At 37.9% G+C, this 21,389-nt stretch carries 17 protein-coding genes and 1 other annotated feature; of the genes, 5 read left to right on the forward strand and 12 right to left on the reverse strand.

Going from position 1 to position 21,389, the window contains the following annotated elements:
• Window positions 1-46 precede the first annotated feature (46 nt).
• The 5 genes from TEPIRE1_RS09590 to TEPIRE1_RS09610 form a co-directional block, all read right to left on the reverse strand.
• Complete coding sequence (locus TEPIRE1_RS09590; protein ID WP_013778975.1) at window positions 47-1,276, reverse strand: dicarboxylate/amino acid:cation symporter; 1,230 nt, start codon at window positions 1,274-1,276, stop codon at window positions 47-49.
• Window positions 1,277-1,627: 351 nt separating this feature from the next.
• A complete protein-coding gene (locus tag TEPIRE1_RS09595) occupies window positions 1,628-2,407 on the reverse strand; it encodes an MTAP family purine nucleoside phosphorylase (RefSeq protein WP_013778976.1) in 780 nt (259 codons plus the stop codon).
• A gap of 13 nt (window positions 2,408-2,420) precedes the next feature.
• The gene (locus tag TEPIRE1_RS09600; protein WP_013778977.1) at window positions 2,421-3,707 is read right to left on the reverse strand and encodes an amidohydrolase; all 1,287 of its coding nucleotides are present in this window, start codon (window positions 3,705-3,707) and stop codon (window positions 2,421-2,423) included.
• Between the two features lie 223 nt (window positions 3,708-3,930).
• Entirely contained in the window at window positions 3,931-5,247 is a 1,317-nt protein-coding gene (gene hisS, locus TEPIRE1_RS09605) for a histidine--tRNA ligase (RefSeq protein ID WP_013778978.1), read from the reverse strand.
• 28 nt (window positions 5,248-5,275) lie between these two features.
• Window positions 5,276-7,480: a hypothetical protein gene (locus tag TEPIRE1_RS09610; protein WP_013778979.1), complete on the reverse strand. Its 2,205-nt coding sequence runs from the start codon at window positions 7,478-7,480 to the stop codon at window positions 5,276-5,278.
• A 176-nt stretch (window positions 7,481-7,656) separates the two neighbouring features.
• Between TEPIRE1_RS09610 and steA the strand changes: the two genes are divergently transcribed.
• The 5 genes from steA (at window position 7,657) to TEPIRE1_RS09635 (ending at window position 12,466) form a co-directional block, all read left to right on the forward strand.
• Window positions 7,657-8,775, forward strand: a complete 1,119-nt coding sequence (steA, locus tag TEPIRE1_RS09615) for a putative cytokinetic ring protein SteA (RefSeq protein WP_013778980.1) — start codon at window positions 7,657-7,659, stop codon at window positions 8,773-8,775.
• A 12-nt stretch (window positions 8,776-8,787) separates the two neighbouring features.
• Window positions 8,788-9,672 (forward strand): copper transporter, encoded by an 885-nt coding sequence (locus TEPIRE1_RS09620; protein ID WP_013778981.1) that lies wholly within the window; start codon window positions 8,788-8,790, stop codon window positions 9,670-9,672.
• On the forward strand, window positions 9,662-10,360 hold the full coding sequence (locus TEPIRE1_RS09625; protein ID WP_013778982.1) for a glycosyltransferase family 2 protein: 699 nt from the start codon (window positions 9,662-9,664) through the stop codon (window positions 10,358-10,360). The genes TEPIRE1_RS09620 and TEPIRE1_RS09625 overlap by 11 nt, the downstream gene beginning before the upstream one ends.
• Before the next feature lie 197 nt (window positions 10,361-10,557).
• Window positions 10,558-11,379, forward strand: a complete 822-nt coding sequence (locus tag TEPIRE1_RS09630) for an MraY family glycosyltransferase (protein ID WP_231848388.1) — start codon at window positions 10,558-10,560, stop codon at window positions 11,377-11,379.
• Between the two features lie 7 nt (window positions 11,380-11,386).
• Window positions 11,387-12,466, forward strand: coding sequence for a DUF3866 family protein (locus tag TEPIRE1_RS09635; RefSeq protein WP_013778984.1), 1,080 nt, complete (start codon window positions 11,387-11,389; stop codon window positions 12,464-12,466).
• A gap of 269 nt (window positions 12,467-12,735) precedes the next feature.
• Here the strand turns inward: TEPIRE1_RS09635 and ilvE are convergent, their stop codons facing one another.
• The 7 genes from ilvE to ilvC all read right to left on the reverse strand — a co-directional run bounded on the left by ilvE (window position 12,736) and on the right by ilvC (window position 21,388).
• Window positions 12,736-13,614: a branched-chain-amino-acid transaminase gene (ilvE, locus tag TEPIRE1_RS09640; protein WP_013778985.1), complete on the reverse strand. Its 879-nt coding sequence runs from the start codon at window positions 13,612-13,614 to the stop codon at window positions 12,736-12,738.
• A gap of 99 nt (window positions 13,615-13,713) precedes the next feature.
• Window positions 13,714-15,396, reverse strand: a complete 1,683-nt coding sequence (gene ilvB / locus TEPIRE1_RS09645; protein WP_013778986.1) for a biosynthetic-type acetolactate synthase large subunit — start codon at window positions 15,394-15,396, stop codon at window positions 13,714-13,716.
• 164 nt (window positions 15,397-15,560) lie between these two features.
• Window positions 15,561-15,828 (reverse strand) — a binding site (T-box leader).
• Window positions 15,829-15,883: 55 nt separating this feature from the next.
• Window positions 15,884-16,954, reverse strand: a complete 1,071-nt coding sequence (gene leuB / locus TEPIRE1_RS09650; RefSeq protein WP_013778987.1) for a 3-isopropylmalate dehydrogenase — start codon at window positions 16,952-16,954, stop codon at window positions 15,884-15,886.
• Window positions 16,942-17,445, reverse strand: coding sequence for a 3-isopropylmalate dehydratase small subunit (gene leuD, locus TEPIRE1_RS09655; RefSeq protein WP_013778988.1), 504 nt, complete (start codon window positions 17,443-17,445; stop codon window positions 16,942-16,944). Before leuD ends, leuB begins: the two co-directional genes overlap by 13 nt.
• The gene (gene leuC / locus TEPIRE1_RS09660) at window positions 17,435-18,709 is read right to left on the reverse strand and encodes a 3-isopropylmalate dehydratase large subunit (protein WP_013778989.1); all 1,275 of its coding nucleotides are present in this window, start codon (window positions 18,707-18,709) and stop codon (window positions 17,435-17,437) included. The genes leuD and leuC overlap by 11 nt, the downstream gene beginning before the upstream one ends.
• Entirely contained in the window at window positions 18,710-20,245 is a 1,536-nt protein-coding gene (locus TEPIRE1_RS09665; RefSeq protein WP_013778990.1) for a 2-isopropylmalate synthase, read from the reverse strand.
• A 144-nt stretch (window positions 20,246-20,389) separates the two neighbouring features.
• Window positions 20,390-21,388: a ketol-acid reductoisomerase gene (gene ilvC, locus TEPIRE1_RS09670; RefSeq protein ID WP_013778991.1), complete on the reverse strand. Its 999-nt coding sequence runs from the start codon at window positions 21,386-21,388 to the stop codon at window positions 20,390-20,392.
• Between the last annotated feature and the right edge of the window lies 1 nt (window position 21,389).

Genomic DNA, 21,389 nt, shown 5'->3' on the forward strand with positions numbered 1-21,389 from the left:
TCAAATTTATTTTGAACAAAATGGTAGTTTTCAAAATCCTAAAGATTTAACCAGAAATCGATTTTTGAATGGGTTCTTGCAAATCTCCTTCAGTAGATGATATTAATACGGCACAAGCCATATCGCCTGTTATGTTGATACAAGTCCTTGCCATGTCAAGTATCCTATCAATTCCACCGACAAGCGCCATACCCTCTAGAGGAAGACCTGCTGATTGCAGAACCATTGTAAGCATGATAAGTCCCGAACCGGGAACTCCGGCAGTACCTATTGAAGCTAAGGTAGCCGCTAACACTACAGCTATTTGTTGAGCAAGGGAAAGATCTATACCATAGACTTGAGCTACAAATAGTGCACAGACTCCTTGGTATAAAGCCGTACCATCCATATTTATTGTAGCTCCCAAAGGTAGTACAAAACTGCTTATTGATTTGGGAACTCCTAAATTTTCCTCTGCACATTTCATGGTAACAGGCAACGTGCCTGAGCTTGAACTTGTAGTAAAAGCAAGCATCATCGCAGGAGCCGCACCTTTAAAAAACGTAGCAGGGCTCATTTTTGCAGAAATATAAACCGTGCCGGAGTAAACTACAAGAGCATGGATGAAACATCCAATATAAACCGCAATTATAACCTTTAAAAGAGGAAGTAGCGCTGATGCTCCATGTTCTGCAACAACAGGGGTAATTAGACCGAAAACCCCTATAGGTGCAAATTCCATTATTATGCCCACTATCTTATAACATACTTCTGCCATGCTATCAAAAAAAACAAGGAATGGTTTAGCCTTATCGCCCACCAAAGTAATCGAAACCCCCAAAAATATAGCAAAAACAATGATTTGAAGCATATTAGCATTAGCCATAGCTTGAATGGGGTTTGTTGGAATAATATTTAACAGCGTATCTACGATTGAGGGAATTTCCTTGGCTTCAGCTGCTGCATCGATTGGTATGCTTAGGCCAAAACCTGGATTTAAAACATTAGCAGTAAATAACCCTAACATAACGGCTAAAGCAGTAGTAAATAAATAATAAGCCAAAGTTTTTATACCAATTCTGCCAAGCTTTCCGACATCACCAGTGCTAGCACTTCCTACTACTAATGAAGATAAGACCAATGGGACTATAATCATTTTGATGAGATTTAAAAACAAAGTCCCTAAAGGTTTAATATAAGTTGTTGCAATTGCCGGTGATGATTGAAAAATAAGACCTGCCAGTACTCCTAATACCAATCCGATAAAGATCTTTACAGGCAAACTAACTTTTTTCACAAAGACCCCCCTTTGTTTTACTACTATCGATAATATAATGGAAATTGCATGTCGCGTGCCAAAATCCTGAATATTCTTATATATTAAAAAATGAACCTTTCTATTTAGGCATAATTTTGTCCTATTTATGATTTATCCTGCCCATTAATATTTGTTGAAGAAAGGACAGTATACTTTTTTTTACTGCATATGAAACAAGATTTGGCTTTCCATCTGTTACAGCAATATCGTTTTTTATATACCCCTACCCCTATAATATAATTTTATGATTATTTTTATACCATCATTCTTAATTACTTTGGCTTTTTATGTCTTGCCAATACCTCAAAAAAACAGCTTAGCTAATGTCGGTCATAATTTTAATAAGGAAACCTTACAATTGCAATTATCCTGAGAAAGTTCTTCACCTGTTAATGCAAGCATAAAAGTTTCAGTAATAAGCTGCTTATTTTTTTCCACTATGTCCGTAATATCGTGGTCTATGACTGCACCCTTAATACCTGTGCACCAATTAGTAATTATTCCTAGCGTCTGGTAGCACATGCCCAGTTCCTTGGCAAGCACCACTTCGGGTACATTAGTCATACCGACTACATCTGCCCCCAGCATTTTATACATTTTTATTTCACTGGCTGTTTCAAACCTTGGACCCTCTGTACATACATAAACAGCATCACCCTTTATTTCAAGGCCTGTCTTTTGTGCACTATTTAAGAATTTCTCTCGTAAATTCCGGCAATAGGGAGCATCCATAGCTACATGTGCAACACCAGTTTCACTGCCTTCATAAAATGTTAGGGGGCGAGTTTTTGTAAAATCCATAAAATCTTTTAATATTACCACATCACCGGGCGCAAAGTTTTCATTACAAGACCCAACGGCGCCGGTGGCATATATGTACTTTACGCCTAAATTCTTTAAAGCCTTCATGTTGGCTCTGTAATTTATTAAGTGCGGAGGCGTTGAGTGACCTTTGCCATGTCGTGCCAAAAAAGCAATCTCTGTGCCATTGCTTGTCTTTACAATATCAACAATGACCGAACCATATTCAGTTTTGATTTTTTGTTGAGAGGATTTACCGATTTCATATACACCCGTTCCACCTATGATGGCTTTTTCTACTTTCACCACTTCCTGCCTCCTCCTAAGATTCAATTAATTTTCGAGAGCACTCAGCAGTTTTATACATAGCCTTCTCAACATCTATGGTCTTTAACTCATAGTTTTCCATCAATATCTTTCCATCGACTATAACCGTATGAACATCGGAGCCTTGAGCCGAATAACAGATAGCTGAAAGAGGATTGTGCAGCGGGCAAAGATGAGGTTTATTTAAATCAATCAGTATTATATCTGCCTTTTTACCAACCTTAATGCTTCCCAGTTCCTTCTCTACACCTAAAGCCTTAGCACCATTGATTGTAGCCATTTTAATTACAGCTTCTGCAGGAACCGATGTGGCATCGCTGTTTACACATTTGTTTATAATAGACGCCAAATGCATTTCTTCAAACATATTAAGATTATTGTTGGACGATGCGCCATCTGTACCTAATGCTACATTTACATTGGCTTTTAGCATTTTCTCTATTGGCGCAAATCCGCTGGCAAGTTTTAAGTTGCTTGTAGGGTTATGTGCCACGCTAACTTTGCAGTTTGCAAGAATTTCAATATCATTATCATTAACATGGACACAGTGGGCAGCAATGGTAGGTCTTTCAAGAATTCCCAAATCATAAACATGCTTAATTGGAGTCTTTCCCCACTTTTCGATACTTTCGTCTACCTCTTTTTGGGTTTCAGAAAGATGTATATGTATACCTATACCCAGCTCATCCGAAAGGGCTCTTACTTTTTTGAGGTAGCGGGGACTACAGGTATACGGAGCATGTGGACCGGCAAATATTTTAACCCTGCCCTCTTTTTCATGATATTTTTGATAGAGTTCACGAGTTTCTTCGAGCTGAGCTTCTTTGCCTTCTTCTTCATCTGTTAATCCCCTTGCAATATAGGCCCTAATGCCGGTATCTAAAACAACTTTTATCGTCTCTTTTGCAAAGAAATACATATCAAGGAATCCAGTTACACCGCTTTTTATGAGCTCAGCAATTCCCAGAGTCGACCCCCAGTAAACAGCCTCGGCAGTTAACTTTTCTTCCAACGGCCATATCTTTTTTGTAAGCCAATCCCATAATGGCATATCATCTGCATAATTTCTGAAAAGATTCATCGATAGATGTGTATGTGTGTTGATAAGGCCCGGCATGGCCAGCATATTACTTGCGTCAATAACCCTTTGAGCATCGAAATCAGCTTTAACCTCGCCGATTTGCACAATCCTTGAACCTTCTATACCTATATCAGCTTTTTTTACTACTGCCTTTTCACCCTCAAAAACCAAAACTTGAGCGTTTTTTATAAGTATTTTCAATGCTTTTACCTCCTATGAACAATAATATTTTTTTATTTTTTAAATTAACACCCGTAAAAGCAAACTTAAATTCCCATAAATTTGATAAAATTCTTTAATACAGTTTAACATATTATTTACTTCAAATAAACAGAGCTTCCAATATCAAAAACTATATAATAAAGTGATCTACCGTAAAAAGCAGCCATGGTCAAAGTTTTAAACCACGGCTGCTTTTTTACACTTACTTTACAGTCTTAATAACATCATCAACGGTAATGAGAGCTTGAAACCCTGATTTCATGTCCTTTAGCGAAGCTTTCTGATTTTTTACTTCTTCGTCGCCTATAAATATGGTATAAGGAATATTGAGATTGTTTGCGTAGTTTAACTTCTTGCCAATCTTGGCATCTTCAAAATACACCTCAGAGATTATATTATTCTCCCTTAAGGTATTGGCAATCTTTATAGCATAGCCGTTAAAGCTTTCATCCATTGGTATAATAAGCACTTTTGTGAATGTTGACGGTGTATCATTTTCGAGCAGCCCCGCTTCTTTTAGCTGATAAAATAAGCGGGTTAATCCTATGGAAACTCCAACGCCGGGCAATTTTTGAGTGGTATAGTATTCCGCAAGATTTTCATACCTGCCGCCGGAACACACGCTGCCTATTTCGGGGTAATCATCAAGAAAAGTCTCATAAACTGTGCCTGTATAGTAATCCAGTCCACGAGCAATAGTTAAGTCTATGGTGTAGTTTTTCTCCGGCACGCCAAAAATTTTTGTATAATCAGTTACCGTTATAAGCTCTTTTATACCTTCCTGGAAGATTTGAGACTCGATATTAAGGGATTTTAGTGATTGAAGTTTTTCTTCATCATTTCCTCTTATTTGAATAAACTTTAAAATCTTTGTAACGGCATCCCGTGATAAGCCGAGATTAATAAGTTCATCAATTACGCCTTTTTCACCGATTTTCTCCAGTTTGTCAATGGCTCTTAAAACTTCTACAGAATTTGTTATACCTAAGGAACTAAAAAATCCGTTTAAGATTTTTCTGTTATTTATTTTTATAGTAAAGTTTTCAAAACCGAGGTTTTTAAAAGTACAATATATTATGCTTAAAATTTCGGCATCATAAATTACATTGAGCTTGCCGTTGCCAATAATGTCCACATCGCATTGATAAAACTCTCTAAATCTTCCCCGCTGACTTTTCTCTCCTCTGTAAACCTTACCTATATGATATCTGCGAAACGGAAAAGTCAGCTCTGAGAAATGCTGTGCTACATATCTAGCCAATGGTACCGTAAGGTCAAATCTAAGAGCCATATCTGTATCGCCCTTGGTAAACCGATATATCTGTTTTTCTGTCTCTCCCCCACCTTTTGCCAGTAATATTTCCGATTTTTCAATCAGGGGAGTATCAATAGGAATAAACCCGTGTTTCTCATATGTATTTCTGATAATATCTTTAATCTCATTAAATAGTATCTGGTCTTTGGGCAGCAGTTCTAAAAAGCCCGGTAATGTTGATGGTTTTACAATATCTTTACTCATAAATTTATACCTCCGTTTAAATGTTGCGTTACGCTTGTTTTTGACTTGAGTTTTTTTGACTAGCTATTTCTTCATCAATGCACATCATAATCAAAGGAATTGTAATTGGTATCATGAACATAGCCGCTGCTACTACTCCGGAATCATTAAAAGCAAGGGCAGCCAAAGTCCCGATTATACCGGATATGAACCCAAAATAAAGATAGTTATGTTTGCGAAAGATTTCTTTCAAGATGCCTACGGGCCACTTAAAAAGTATTCCCAAAGTGGCCATGGTCGCAAAAAGCACCCATGTCCACGTAGAGTATCTTATAAGCTTATAGTTCATGGAGAGCTTTCTCCAGAATATCTGAAAGAGCGCAATAAAGCTGCTATGCTTGATAAGCGAACTTGTTTGGCCTATATGTGATTGCAGCTGTGAAGGCCTCATCCCATCATAAATAAAGAGTGCAAACAAACCTATTATCAAAAAGCATGCAAGAACAATTAAATCTTTTTTGGTTATTTTGCCTTTTAAGTTCAAAATAGCTGCTGCTCCGAAACCAATAAATGCCGCCATAGAACCGCCTACGTTAGTTCCAAAAGTCGGTGCCATCAAAGTTAAAAGTATGACCACATAGGTAGCAATACTTAAGATTTTGATGGTGTTCTGATTGTTCCTATAACGGTCTATTAGTGCTGCAGTACCTACAATGGCTGTCCCTAACAAAAATCCCATATACTCATTGCCGATTCCATAAAATCTGGCTCCAACAATAGGATCATAACCCAAAATCGAAACCTTCATTAATGGGTTCTTGAGGAAAGTGTCGAGCAGTATAATACCCGTCGAAGTCAAACATGTAACTATAAATATTTGCAAGTTGTCTTTTAAAAAATAAGCAATAATCAGACTTAATGTCAATACGCTCACAATTAAGCTTAGAGCAAGTTTTATCGTACTCCACGGATTTAGTATCGGCAAAACAAGTAATACTGTAGGTGTTATAAGGACTGCAATAAGTAAAGGTTTTATATAGTGCAGATGTTCCTTAAAATAGGTTATGAATATAAGAAACATCAAAAGAATAGCGATAATACAGCCAATATATGCCTTTACCACAGTTGAACGGATTTTATAATTAAAAGCAGTAATTTCATTTATTTTTGTCAGGTATTCCAAAGGCTTATCCATATTTTTTGAAATCAATTTATGGCCTATCATGAAAGGACTTTTGGTAATCCCAAAATAATCGACTATATGAGCAGTTAAATCAGTATTGGTAATAATCCCATCTCTTTTTGTTGTTGCAGATGTCAGCACTCCTTTAGGAATCGACTCATTAAGCACTATCACAGGTGTCAGCTTTTTACCAATCGCAATATCGTCTCCGGAAGGAAAAGGGGTTACCAGCATCAAAAGTGTGTCGCTGTCAATATCCTTTATTATTTTCCCTAAGAATTCGTCAACATCTTTAAATATATCTGTTTTACTTTCTTTATGCCTTTCATCGGAAATATACATATACTTATTTAATCTGTAAGTATCTCCTGTCTGAATTACAATAAAGTCAGCCTTTTCTTCTACATCTTTATAAGCCTGGTACAATGCATCGTAATTTGTTGTTATTCCAAAAGGACTCATGAAATCTTTTATTAAAAGACTTTGATCAACCTTGCCAAAATCTGTAATTCCATCACTGCTCATGGTTATCAGTGAAGCATTTCTCGTAATATCATCAAGGCTTGTACTCTCGTTGCCTATCAGAGCTGTTTTATATCCATGCTCATTGAGAAGGGACCCTAAGAGACCTATTTTAACAGGGCGTTTTAATTTTTCATTTTGCCGTTTAAGCCCTAAAATATCTATATTTGCAATATTACCCTGCTTCATTTCTTTTCCGGTATTCCTCTTGTAAACCGTATTTATCGGTTCATTATAAAATAAATCATCGTATTCCCCTGCATAGCTTCCGTAGGCTGAGCTTACTGCATAAGAACCTGCACCAATTGTAGCGTATGCATTGGCAACCGTATAAGAGCCTCCTGAATTTGTATTCATAAGGCCTAATGCTCCATTTTCCAATATATATTTTATATTGTCTTGACCATAAGTAGTAAGGTCTTCATAATTTACATTATCAAGTATACACATTATAACTTTTTTTTGTGAGGATGGAGCTGAATACCCATAATAGGGTATAATAAGGATAACTATTGCTGCTGCAAGAAATAAAGCAATATTTTTTTTCATATGTTCTCCGCCTTTTATGTAATAAATTGTATTATCATTATATATCGCTATTATACCAATCTAAGATATGCCTTGCAACAAAATACTGAGTTTTTGAGGAGTTGAGATGACAGCTTTATTATGATAAATTATATTAGAATAGATTTGAAACAAGCTTATGTTTAGGAGTGTAGTCAATGCCTATTATCGGCACCGCAAAGATTGATCATAGAACTAAAAACCTCATTAAGCGATTGAAGCAGGGTGATATTGCAATAATAAACCATGAAGATATTGATGAAGTTGGTGCTTTGGGTTTAGTAGATTGCAAAGTTAAAGCTGTGGTAAATTCGGCAAAATCCATCACCGGCCGCTACCCAAATCCCGGTCCAAGTATACTTTTGGATGCAAATATTCCAGTTTTAGATAATGTCGGAGAACAAATAATGGCCATTAAAGAAGGCTCAGTTGTTACTATTGAAGATAATGGCGCAATCTACGTTGATAATAAACTTGTCGCCAAGGGAGAATTTCTTAAACCTGACATAGTTAGAGCGGAGCTGGAATTGGCAAGACAAAACATTGAAAATTCTCTGGATCAATTTATAAATAACACCTTGGAATATGCCAAAAAAGAAAAGTATTTAATAATGGGCGGAGTTGAAATACCTGAAGTTAAAACAGCTATTAAAGGCAGACATGTTCTGATTGTTGTACGCGGCAATAATTACAAAGAAGATTTAGCCGCCATAAAAACGTATATTGATGAGGTAAAACCCGTCTTGGTTGGTGTAGACGGCGGTGCTGACGCTCTATTGGAATACGGTTATATTCCGGATATTATTATTGGGGATATGGATAGTGTATCTGATAATGCCTTAAAAATATGTGAAGACATCATAGTTCATGCTTATTCCGACGGCAGAGCTCCCGGTCTTGCAAGAGTGCAGGCATTAGGTCTTGGCGCGGTAATTTTTAAATCTCCGGGCACAAGTGAAGATATCGCCATGCTTTTGGCATATGAAAAAGGAGCTGATTTGATAGTAGCCGTAGGAACGCACTCAAGCATGATTGATTTTTTGGAAAAAGGTCGCAAAGGAATGGGCAGTACTTTTTTGGTCAGATTAAAAATCGGTTCAATTTTAGTAGATGCTAAAGGCGTAAGTAAGCTTTACAACCAAAAATTAAAACCTTCTTATATGATAAGTCTTTTCGCCGCTGCTATGGTTCCTATTATTGTAATTTCTACCATTTCTCCTCCAATCAAGCATGCAATAAAGCTTTTGGAACTTAGATTAAAATTGCTTTTACCTTAAAGGAGCAAAGACATGTTAATCAATATAAAATATTTGGTTATTACTGTAATATCTATTTTTTTGGCACTTGGTATAGGTATTTTAATCGGTATACAAGTTGATTCTCAGAAAATAATTTTTGAACAGCAGGAAATTACTGTTCAAAAAATGGAAGACAAGTTTGATGAGCTTAATCGCATCAACCTTGATCTTCAAAATGAAATAAAACAGCTTTCGACTTCTAACGAATTAAATAAGACTTATATCGAAAACATATTCCCCGATTATATTAAGAATAAGTTATCCGATTTACATGTTGTAACAATTGAAACTACTGATGATTACACATATACCGACATGAGACAAGCCTTAAAGATGGCAGGTGCCGATGTCACTTCCGTAACCATAATAAGTGAAAAACTGCTTTATATAAGTGACGAAGATCAAAAACAATTAATGGAGCATTTCGGCATCAGCGAAAATATTGTTCCGGTTATTCTTAAAAAAATTGCAGAAACCGCAGCAGGAAAAGACAATGCAGATGACATTGCATTCTTGATTGAAAAGGGCATTATTTATGTAAGCGGAGATTTGCAAAATCCTGCCGATTATATTGTAATGGCCGGCGGCAGTCATACACAAGATAATAAGCATGAGGTAATAGATATTCCTTTGATTAGAGAAATGAAAAAATTATCATTGCCTGTTGTAGGTGTAGAAATTACCGATGTGGAAAATTCTTATATCGATATTTATAAAAAGGAAAAGTTGTCAACTATTGATAATGTAGATACTATTATAGGTCAAACTTCATTGGTTTTAGTGATGACCGGAAAAGAAGGACATTATGGTGTTAAGAAAAGTGCTAATTCCCTTATGCCTTTTTTGAGCAAGGAGGAAAAAGCAGGTGAAGGTTAGTGTATTAATACCGGCTTTTAATGAAGAAAAAAATATCGAACAGACTCTAAAAGGTCTTGGGTATTTTAAAGATACTTTTTGTACGGAAAATCAGATGGATTTGGAAATCTTGGTAATTGATGATGGCTCATCCGATCAAACAGGCATAAAGGCATCAAAGGCCGGTGCTAAGGTCTTGAGCTTAAACAAAAATATGGGAAAGGGCAGTGCACTCAGAGAGGGTCTCAAGAGTACCGATGGTGATATTTTTGTTTTTTTGGATGCAGACTTGCAGGAAAGCTCTAGTGAAGTATATAAACTTGTTTCACCGATTTTAAAAGGCGAAGCCGATGTGACAATTGCAAAGTTTAAACCGCCTGACAAAAAGAAGGGCTTTGGCTTTGTCAAAGCTCTCGCTTTTTATGGTGTAAGATTTTTTACCGGAAAAGAAGTGGCAAGTGCTTTATCCGGGCAAAGAGCCTTTAAGAAGGATGTTCTAAATGACATCGGAACTATTCCTGAAGGCTTTGGCATAGAAGTCGGAATGCTAATTGACATACTTAAAAAAGGTTATACCGTAAAAGAAGTTGATGTGGACATGCATCATGATGTGACGGACAGAGATTTGAAAGGTTTTTTGCATAGGGGAAAACAGTTTTGGCATATTCTGAAGGTATTAGTTTCTAAAATGATTAATTATGGTATATAAAGTAACTATCTCGGTCTTTAGATAATACCAGAGAGCGAATTTTATTTTTTGTTAATAGTTCTTACTGAGATTTTTGCAAAAATTGAGGTTTAGAATCATCAAAAAAAAGAAACCTGAGCGAACGGTATTATCTGAAGAGAATCATATAATTTTAGAGATCTCCTAATCACTTTAAGGAGGACAATATATTGATATACATGTGCAGATTCATGATTTTTTTTGCCGCTGCCATTGTTAGTTATGCTCTGACTCCTGCCTTTATTGATTTGTTCGAGGGAGGTGGCAGGCTCGTAAAAAATTATAAAGGTGATATGATACCCCAGGGAATCGGTATTATGTTTTCAATACAAACCTTGTTGTGGTATGCCTTATTCTTATTGTTGTTTAAGAACGGTTCTGCAAATACACTCTTGGTTCAATTTGCCATTACAGCAGCAAGTTTTATTGGTTTTATTGATGATATGCTAGGTGCCCGAGATGTGCTGGGTTTTAAGGGGCATTTTAAAAGTTTATTTACGGGCAGGCTTACTACCGGGGCTTTAAAGGCTATTGTTGGGCTTCTCGTTTCATTTATCATCAGTTCAAATCTTACTTCAAATTTTCTGGAAACTGTTATAAATACACTAACAATAGCACTTTTTACCAACTTCTTTAACTTACTGGACTTAAGGCCGGGCAGAGCTATCAAGGTTTATATTTTTTCTTTCCTTGTCATATCACTTGGATTAGTTATCATCCAAAAAGCTGTTGTTATATTGCCCTTTATGCCTTTGCTAGGTATTATTATCGGCTACATGCCTTATGACTTAAAGGCAAGATGTATGATGGGAGATGCCGGTTCTAATGTGCTAGGTATCTCAATTGGTGTCTTAATCACTTCTACTTTTGGTCTATATGTAAAAATTTTGGTTCTGGCATTTCTTATAGGAATACATGTTTTTACGGAAAAATATTCACTGACTGATTTGATTAAAAACAATCGCTTTTTGAATTATCTGGATAATCTGGGAAGATCGTGAGGTATTTATGATTAACTATACAAAGGCTAAGGTAAAAGATATTATACAAAAAAGAGAAGGCTGCACTGAAATAACAGTTATTATTAATAACAAAGATTACAATGCGGTAAATTATGACTGTTTAACAGGTTCGGTTAAGGCCGGCGACTACGTGCTTTTAAATACAACAGCACAAGATTTAAAACTGGGAAGCGGCGGATACCACTTTGTAGTATCTGTTAATGATGGTAATACTTTTTTCCCTTTCACTAAAGAAATCGGTCATATAATGAAGCTTCGGTATACCCCTCTTCAATTTTCCGTTTTAAGTGCCGAGGAGCAGCAAAGTCCCTATCATCATATTTTTAATGATTTTCAAAGTCTTCAAGGAAAGCCTGTAATAATCGGCGAACTACACAGCATGCTGCCGCCGGTAGTTTTTAATATAAAAAGAAATCGACCGGATACGTGTGTATCTTATATAATGACCGATGGCGGTGCTTTGCCTATAAGCTTTAGTAAAAGTGTAGCTTATTTAAAACAAAAAGATTTAATAAACGGCACCGTCACTTTTGGTCAGGCCTTCGGCGGTGATTTCGAGGCAGTTAATATTTATACGGCTTTAATAACCGCATTTGATATTTTAAAATCAGATGTTGCAGTTATAGCCATGGGACCCGGTATAACCGGGACAGGAACGAAATATGGGTTTTCCGGTATCGAACAAGGGCCCATTATAGATGCGGTAAATACTCTTGGCGGCAGGCCGATTTTCATCCCCAGAATAAGCTTTGCTGATAAAAGAATTAGACACCATGGCATCAGTCACCATAGTATCCTTGTACTTAAGGAAATTGCCAAAACCCGGGCTGAAGTGGTCATACCTGTAATGGAACAAGATAGAATGGAATATATTAAAAACCAAATCACACAAAATGAAATTGATAAAAAACATGAGATTGTCTATGTTAAAGAAACTTCATCAGTTTTAGAAAACCTTTCATGCTTTGACTTTCATTTATCAACCATGGGCAGAGGCATTGATCTGGAACCGGAGTTTTTCATAACTGCAGGGGCAGCCGGATATTTTGCATCTAATATTTTATAAGATATAAAAGGCGGGCGGTCAATGACCGCCCCTACAGTTGCATTCCTGTATTGTTGGGAGTTTATTGATATTTTTTATTGGTTTCATATATTATAATTAATTCTACTGTAGAAAGTCAGTTTTGACGTAAAAATATCTATTTAATATTTAATGTTTTTGTTGTAAAAGGCGGGCGGTCGATGACCGCCCCTACTGGTTGATAATTAAATTGAAAAATTAAGGTTTTTGAATCGGAATTACGATTTCTGTCCCGTTGAGCAGTTTGATATTTAGGAATATATTTCTGTTCCTTCGGTTTTAATGAGTTCTTTAAATTCTTTTAAGATTTTATTGGTGATTGGCCCGGGTTTGCCATCTGCGATTTGTCGTCCGTCTACTTTTACTACTGGAACAGCTTCGGCAGCTGTACCTGATAAAAAGCATTCATCGGCAGTGAAGACTTCATATCTGGTAAATACTTTTTCTTCCACTTTTATCCCTATTTTTTCCGCTAATTCCATAATAGCATTTCTCGTTATTCCAACCAAAATACCGACATAAGGTGGTGGAGTTATTAGCACACCGTCTTTTACAATAAAGATATTATCGCCTGTGCACTCTGCTACATAGTCTTCATTGTTCAACAACATAGCTTCAGGAGCTCCGGCTAAATTTGCCTCTAGTTTTGCCATTATATTATTCAGATAGTTTAGTGATTTCATTTGAGGATTTACACCTTCTGGTCTATTCCTTCGAGTAGCCGCTGTAATTATTTCCATCCCTTTATTGTAAAGCTCTTCAGGATAGAGCACTATCTTATCCGTAATACATATAATTGTCGGAGTTTTGCACTTTCTTGGGTCAAGGCCTAAATCGCCGGCTCCGCGGGATATTACCAGCCTTATATATGCGTCTTTCAGCTCATTTCTACGAAGAGTTTCTAAAACAACTTCAGCCATCTCTTCTTTTTTTAAAGGAATATCAATCATTATTCCTCTTGCACCGTTGTACAACCTATCTATATGCTCATTAAGTCTAAAGACCTTACCACCGTATGCCCTTATACCTTCAAAAACTCCATCACCGTATAAGAACCCATGGTCGAATACAGAAATTTTGGCTTCTTCCTTTGGAAAGTACTGACCGTTTACATAAACTTGAATACTCATGTAAAGCTTCCTCCTTCATAATTATATAGTTGATGTTTGCTCATAAGAAAAATATGGCAAAATGTTTTATACTCATATATCAGGTTATACTTAAGAAAATTAATCAAAACCCAGCATTTCATTTATGGCCTTACCTGCTGGAACCATCGGCATAACATTTTCCTTGGGATCTATTCTGACATCTATTACAGCAGGTTCTTGGATTTTTGCGGCTTGTTTTATTATCTTCGGTAAGTCGCTTTTTTCAGTAACCTCATAACCTCTTACGCCACAAGCTTCGGCTAATTTCACATAATTAACGTTGGCACCGTCTAAATGCACATGGGAATATCTTTCATCGAAGAACAGTTCTTGCCACTGCCTAACCATTCCAAGACTGCGATTGTTGAATATCACCGTTATAACCGGAATGTTGTATCTGGCAGCAGTTATCAATTCATGACAGTTCATTTCAAAGCTACCATCACCTGCAATATTAAACACAACTTTATCCGGTCTTCCAAGTTTAGCTCCGAGAGCTGCCGGCAGGCCAAAGCCCATGGTACCCAATCCGCCAGAAGATACGAAACTTCTCGGTTCCTTAAATTTGTAAAATTGTGCTGCCCACATCTGATGTTGGCCTACTTCAGTTACAATAATAGCTTCTCCTTTGGTTTGCCGGCAAATTTCTTCTACTACATACTGAGGTTTTAAGCCTTTTGAGCAATATTTTAGCGGGTAAGAGTCCTTCCAATTCGCCACTGTTTTTATCCATTGTTCATTTTTCTTTTGGGGGAGTATTTCTAATATTTCCGTTAAAAACCGCTTTACATCTCCCTTGATTCCCAAATCTATATCTATATTTTTACCTAATTCAGCCATATCAATATCAACATGAATAATCTTTGCATTCGGTGCAAATTTTTTTACATTACCGGTAACCCTGTCATCAAATCGCGCTCCCAAAGCCAACAGTAAATCGCACTCGGTAACTGCCATATTAGCATAAGCAGTGCCATGCATACCCAGCATGCCTAAGCAGAGAGGATGTTCTGTGGGAAAACCCGAAATACCCATTAGGGTAGTTGTTACCGGTGCATTTATTTTTTCAGCTAGTCTTAATAACTCCGCAGTGGCGTCAGAGTTTATAATTCCACCGCCGGCATATATAACCGGCCTTTCTGCTTTTTCAATCATAGTCGCAGCTTTTTCAAGTAATATCTTGAAGTTCTCCGGCAAATGTTGTTTCAAAGAATAAGTTGCAATAAATCCATTCATGTCTCTTCTTATTTCATCTTCATTAACCTGTTCGGCCATTATGTTTTTGGGTAAGTCTACCAGTACAGGTCCTGGTCTTCCTGTTGTTGCAATATGAAATGCTTCTTTGACTTTCTTTGCAATATCCTTTTTGTCTCTAATTAAGAAACTGTGTTTTGTAATTGGAAGGGTAACCCCCGTAATATCCACCTCTTGAAATGAATCTTTGCCCAAGAGGTCTAAAGCAACCTGCCCTGTGAAAGCCAACATAGGTACCGAATCCATGTAAGCATTAGCAATACCGGTAACTAAGTTTGTGGCTCCGGGACCGGAGGTGCTCAGAACTACTCCAACTTTCCCAGTTGCCCTTGCATATCCGTCTGCGGCATGTGCTGCTCCCTGTTCGTGGACAGTTCGTATATGTCTTATTCTTTTATAGTTATAAAGGGCATCATAAATCGGCAAAGCCGAACCGCCTGGAAAGCCAAAAATGGTATCAACACCCAACTCATCCAATGTTTTTAACAAAAGTTCTGCACCAGTCATTTTCTCACCTTCTTTTATGGTAATAAATATTAAAATTATGTCAACTGCAAAGTAGTATAAAACACAAGTTTATAATCGACAATTTCCTAAAAGTTACTAGCTTAATAATTTGAAACTGTATTAGAACATTAAAGAATGAAAAAGATCCTGCGCCTAACCTTTATAAAAGGGGCGAAGGATCTCGCGTTACCACCCTGTATTCATTTATACCTCGCGGTATAAATCTCAATAGGTACGGGGCAGTGCGCCCGATACCCGGTTATTTTAACGGTAACCTATTTCCCTCTTGCAGGGAACCCGGCCAGAATTACTTTAAAGTTCACCCTGGCAGCTCCGAGATGATTTTCACCGGTAATTTCCAACATCGGCTCTCACCTTACCCGACTCTCTTTAGTCTGAAAAAACCGCTACTCTTCTCTTCACAGCTTTTAAAAACGAAATAAAATATATTAGCTTAGATTATACCACCTAATTCAGGAAAATACAACTATAAATTTTCAACAATAATATCTCCCATTTCTGATGTGGAAACAACTTTTTTTGCTCCGACTTGAATGTCAAAAGTCCTATATCCTTCGTTTAAAGCTCTTTCCACCGCATTTTTTATAGCAGATGCGGCATCTTTGGCTCCAAAGGAATATTCCAACATCATTGCGACCGATAAAATGCAGGCAATAGGATTTGCTTTGCCGCTACCTGCTATATCAGGTGCAGATCCGTGTATCGGCTCATAAAGATATGGTTTGCCGTCACCTATACTGGCTGACGGCAGCATGCCTATCGAACCTGTCAGCACCGATGCCTCGTCACTTAATATATCGCCAAAAGTATTCTCAGTTAAAATCACATCAAACTGACCAGGGTTTAGCACGAGCTGCATCGAACAATTATCTACATACATATGGCAAAGTTTTACATCGGGGTAATCGGCAGCCATATCAGTTACAATAGTCCTCCACAATCGTGAGGTTTCAAGGACATTAGCCTTATCTACCGAAGTAAGGCGTTTCTGCCTACGTTGGGCTGTTTCAAAGGCAATACGAGCCACTCGCTTTATCTCTTCATCAGTATACTCCATGGTATCAAAAGCTCGTGTCTTATCATGAGTTCTCTCTATTCCCTTGGGTTTGCCAAAATAAAGTCCGCCTGTAAGCTCACGAACTATCATAATATCCAGTTCTTCACCGATAATTTCTTTTTTTATCGGTGATGCATCAGAAAGAGCGTTAAACAGAATCACAGACCTGAGATTTGCATAAAGACCAAGGCTTTTTCTAAGACCTAAAATAGCTTGTTCGGGTCGAAATTCTTTTGGTAATTTGTCCCATTTCGGTCCTCCCACTGCTCCAAATAAAATCGCATCACAATCTTTGCAAAGAGCTACTGTATCTTCTGTAAGAGGAGTTCCGTAAATATCTGCGGATGCACCTCCTACTAAACTCTTTTTAAACTGGAATTTTAAATCATATTTTGCCTCTACAGCTTTTAAAACCTTGACTGCTTCGTCAATTATTTCAGGTCCTATGCCATCACCTGGTAGAAGGGCTATTGTCTGCATTTTTTGTCCACCTCTTTTGCGTAATTCATAAGCCCGCCTGCATTTATTATACCTTTTATAAATTCTGGAAATGGCCTTGCTTCGAATATTTCTCCGGAAGTTATATTGCTTATAATACCCTTGTCTGTGTCGATTTCTAGTATATCACCTGTTTTTATTTTTTTATTACAATCTTTACATTCTAAAATTGGAAGTCCAATATTGATAGAATTTCTGTAAAATATTCGTGCAAAAGAGGAAGCAACCACACAACTAATGCCGGCCGACTTTATAGCTAGTGGTGCATGCTCCCGGGAACTCCCGCATCCAAAGTTATTTCCTGCAACAATAATATCCCCGGCTTCAACTTTTGTCGAAAAATCAGGATCCAGGTCCTCCATACAGTGTGAGGCCAGTTCCTTGGGATCTGTAGTATTTAAATAGCGAGCAGGAATGATTACATCTGTATCGATATTATCTTCATAAATCCACGCTTTTCCCTTAAATATCACAGCAAACCACCTCCTTGGGATGAGCTATTCTTCCTTTTACTGCAGAGGCTGCTGCTACTGCAGGATTTGAAAGGTATACCTCGCTTTCAGGATGGCCCATTCTGCCTACAAAGTTCCTGTTAGTCGTTGCTACAGCTCTTTCGCCTTTAGCAAGAATTCCCATATATCCGCCCAAACAAGGCCCACATGTAGGCGTACTTACAACTGCACCAGCATCAACGAAAATTTCAGTAATTCCTTCTTTTATCATCTCCTGGTAAACTTGCTGCGTTGCAGGGATTATAATTAATCGCAGATAAGGATGAACCTTATGACCTTTAAGCACTTTCGCCGCAAGTCTCATGTCTTCCAGCCTTCCATTAGTGCACGAACCTATAACTACCTGATCTATTACAATATTATCTACAGCTTCTACATCGACTACATTTTCCGGAAGATGAGGCAATGCGATCTTGGGCTGTATTTTTTTAACATCATAATCTATTATATCCGAATACGCTGCATCCGGATCACTTCTAAACACCTCATAAGGTTTTTTAGCCCTATTTTTAACATACTCCAAGGTTATCTCGTCCGGTTCCATGATACCATTTTTCCCACCGGCTTCAATGGCCATATTCGACATCGTAAGCCTTTCGTCAATAGTAAGATGTGCAATGGTATCACCGGTAAATTCCATGGCTTTATATAGTGCTCCATCCACTCCTATATCTCCTATGGTATGCAAAATTAAGTCTTTACCTGTTACCCATGGATTTGGTTTCCCGTGATAAATAAATTTTATAGTTTCCGGTACTTTAAACCAACATTTGCCGGTCATCATAGCAAATGCAAGGTCTGTAGAACCAACACCTGTAGAAAAAGCCCCAAGTGCCCCATAAGTACATGTATGTGAATCGGCACCGACTACTAAATCTCCGGGAAGGACAATGCCCTGCTCCGGCAAAAAGGCATGTTCTATTCCCATACGCCCCACTTCATAGTAATGTTTAATCTGCTGAGTCTTCGCAAACTCTCTTAGCATTTTGCAAAGCTCTGCGGATTTAATATCTTTATTTGGTGCAAAATGGTCGGGAATCAGAGCTATTTTCTCGCGGTCAAAAACTGTGCGGCCTCCTGCTTTTTTAAACTCTTCTATAGCAACAGGTCCGGTTATGTCATTGGCCAGAGCTAAATCAACTTCAGCCATAACAAGTTCACCCGGTTCCACAAAATCCTTACCGGAATGTTTGGCAAGTATCTTCTGAGTAATAGTCATCCCCATTTAATCCACCTCCCGGGGTTTGCTGTAGCCGTTATTCCACATTGTTTTATTCATAGCATTCGTATATGCCATTGCACTAGCTTCTATGATATCTATACTAAGGCCTCGACCTAAAAATGTTCTCCCATCTTTTTCAACTCTAACGGTAACCTCACCTAAAGCATCTTTTCCTGCAGTAACGGATCTTATTGAATAATCAACAAGCTTACAATTCATGTTGCAGGCACGTTCAAGGGCTTTATATATTGCATCAATAGGACCGTCACCGGTGGATGCCTCTTCAATAACCTTACCGTTCACATTAACTCTTACTGTTGCAGTAGCAATAGCTTTATTGCCTGTTGAAACCTGGAAACATTCCAATTCAATATGCTGTGGAAGTTTCATTACCTGGTCTTCAACTATTGCTTCAATATCCAAATCTGATATCTCCTTCTTCCTGTCCGCTAGGTCTTTAAACCTTTCAAATGCTTTGTTAAGTTCATCTTGTGACAATTCATATCCCATTTCCTTTAACCTCTCAGCAAAAGCATGTCTGCCTGAATGCTTGCCAAGCACCAGAGTGTTAGTAGTAAGGCCTATAGACTGCGGAGTCATTATTTCGTAAGTAGATTTTTCTGTTAAAACACCGTGCTGATGGATTCCAGATTCATGTGCAAAGGCATTTGCGCCTACAATAGCTTTATTAGGCTGTATGAATATCCCGGTTATGGTGCTTACCATTTTACTTGTGCGATAAATCTGTTTTGTATTTATACCATGTTCGACCTGGTAAAAATCCTTTCGAGTATCAAGCGCCATTACAATTTCTTCTAATGCAGCATTGCCTGCTCGCTCACCAAGGCCATTTACCGCACATTCTACTTGAGTTGCCCCATAAATTACAGCTTCCAATGAGTTAGCAACAGCCATTCCCAAATCGTCATGGCAGTGAACACTTACCTTTACTTTGTCAATTTCGGGCACTTTTTCTATAATAGTTTTTATTAATTGCCCAAATTCTCCGGGAGTTGTATACCCTACTGTATCCGGAATATTTATGACAGTAGCACCTGCCTTAATTGCAGCTGAAAATAACCTACAGAGAAATTCCACATCGGATCTTGATGCGTCTTCGGCTGAAAACTCGACATCTTCCACGAAGGATTTAGCCCTTTTTACTGCGGCTACTGCAGCTTCTAAAACTTGTTCCTCTGTCATTTTCAACTTGTATTTCATATGAATCGGAGATGATGCTATGAAGGTATGAATTCGCGGCCGCTCTGCAGCTTTCAATGCCTCGGCAGCTCTGTCTATATCTTTAAAATTAGCTCGGGCAAGGCCTGTAATCACCGGCCCTTTTACATTTTCCGCTATAGCTTTGACTGCGTTAAAGTCACCGTTGGAGGCTATGGGAAAGCCTGCCTCTATTACATCCACCGAGAGTTTTTCAAGTTGTCGAGCTATTTCAAGTTTCTCTTTAACATTTAAAGAAATTCCGGGGGTTTGCTCTCCATCCCTCAGAGTGGTATCGAAGATTTCTATTTTTTTGGGCATTTTTTATACCACCTTTTTTTGATAATTCTGATTTATTTTATTGAACATCTTCAATAAAGTGTTATATTTTATAGGCAGGGCGACTTTAAAGAAAGCCCTGCCCTTTATAAGTAATCTTGTATTTAATATTTAACAGTATAGCAGTTACTTATCTTTTTTGAGCCACGGCATCATACTTCTCAATTGTTCTCCTACTTTTTCAATAGGATGCTCAGCTTCTTTAGCTTGGACGGCTCTATAGACCGGTCTGCCACTTTGATTTTCCAGTATCCAGTTTTTAGCAAATTGTCCTGTTACGATTTCATCAAGCACCTTTTTCATTTCTTTGCGGGTTTCTTCAGTGATGATTCGTTTACCTACGGTAAAGTCTCCATATTTGGCGGTATCACTGACTGAGTATCTCATCCGGCTTAAACCGCCTTCATATATCAAGTCAACAATTAGTTTCATTTCATGTAAACATTCGAAATATGCTATCTCCGGCTGAAAGCCTGCCTCTACTAGAGTTTCAAATCCAGCTTTGATTAGTTCAGAAACTCCGCCGCATAAGACGCATTGTTCTCCAAATAAATCTGTCTGGGTTTCCTCGGTAAAGGTTGTTTCTATGACACCTGCACGAGTACCTCCTATGCCTTTAGCATAAGCCAATGCAATGTCTTTGGCTCGCCCTGAATAATCTTGTTCAACTGCTACCAGACACGGGACACCTCCGCCTTGCTCATAAGTCCTTCTTACAAGATGGCCCGGTCCTTTCGGTGCAATCATAAAAACGTCGACATATTCCGGCGGTATAACCTGACTGTAAACAATAGCAAATCCGTGTGCAAATGCAAGGGCATTACCCGGTTTCAAATGTGGTTTTATTTCCTGCTCGTAAACCCTGCCCTGTATGTGGTCCGGAATTAATATCATTATGATATCAGCTTCCTCAGATGCTTCACTTACGGTTTTTACTTTAAGGCCGGCTTCTTCGGCAATTTTCCATGACTTACTGCCTTCATATAAGCCTACAACTACATTGATGCCGCTTTCTTTTAAATTCAATGCGTGGCCATGCCCTTGACTTCCATAGCCAATAATAGCAACTGTTTTCCCTTCTAATAATTGTAAATCAGCATCGCTGTCATAATACATTTTTGCCATT

The organism is Tepidanaerobacter acetatoxydans Re1, from assembly GCF_000328765.2.
GTDB classification, from domain to species: domain Bacteria; phylum Bacillota; class Thermosediminibacteria; order Thermosediminibacterales; family Tepidanaerobacteraceae; genus Tepidanaerobacter; species Tepidanaerobacter acetatoxydans.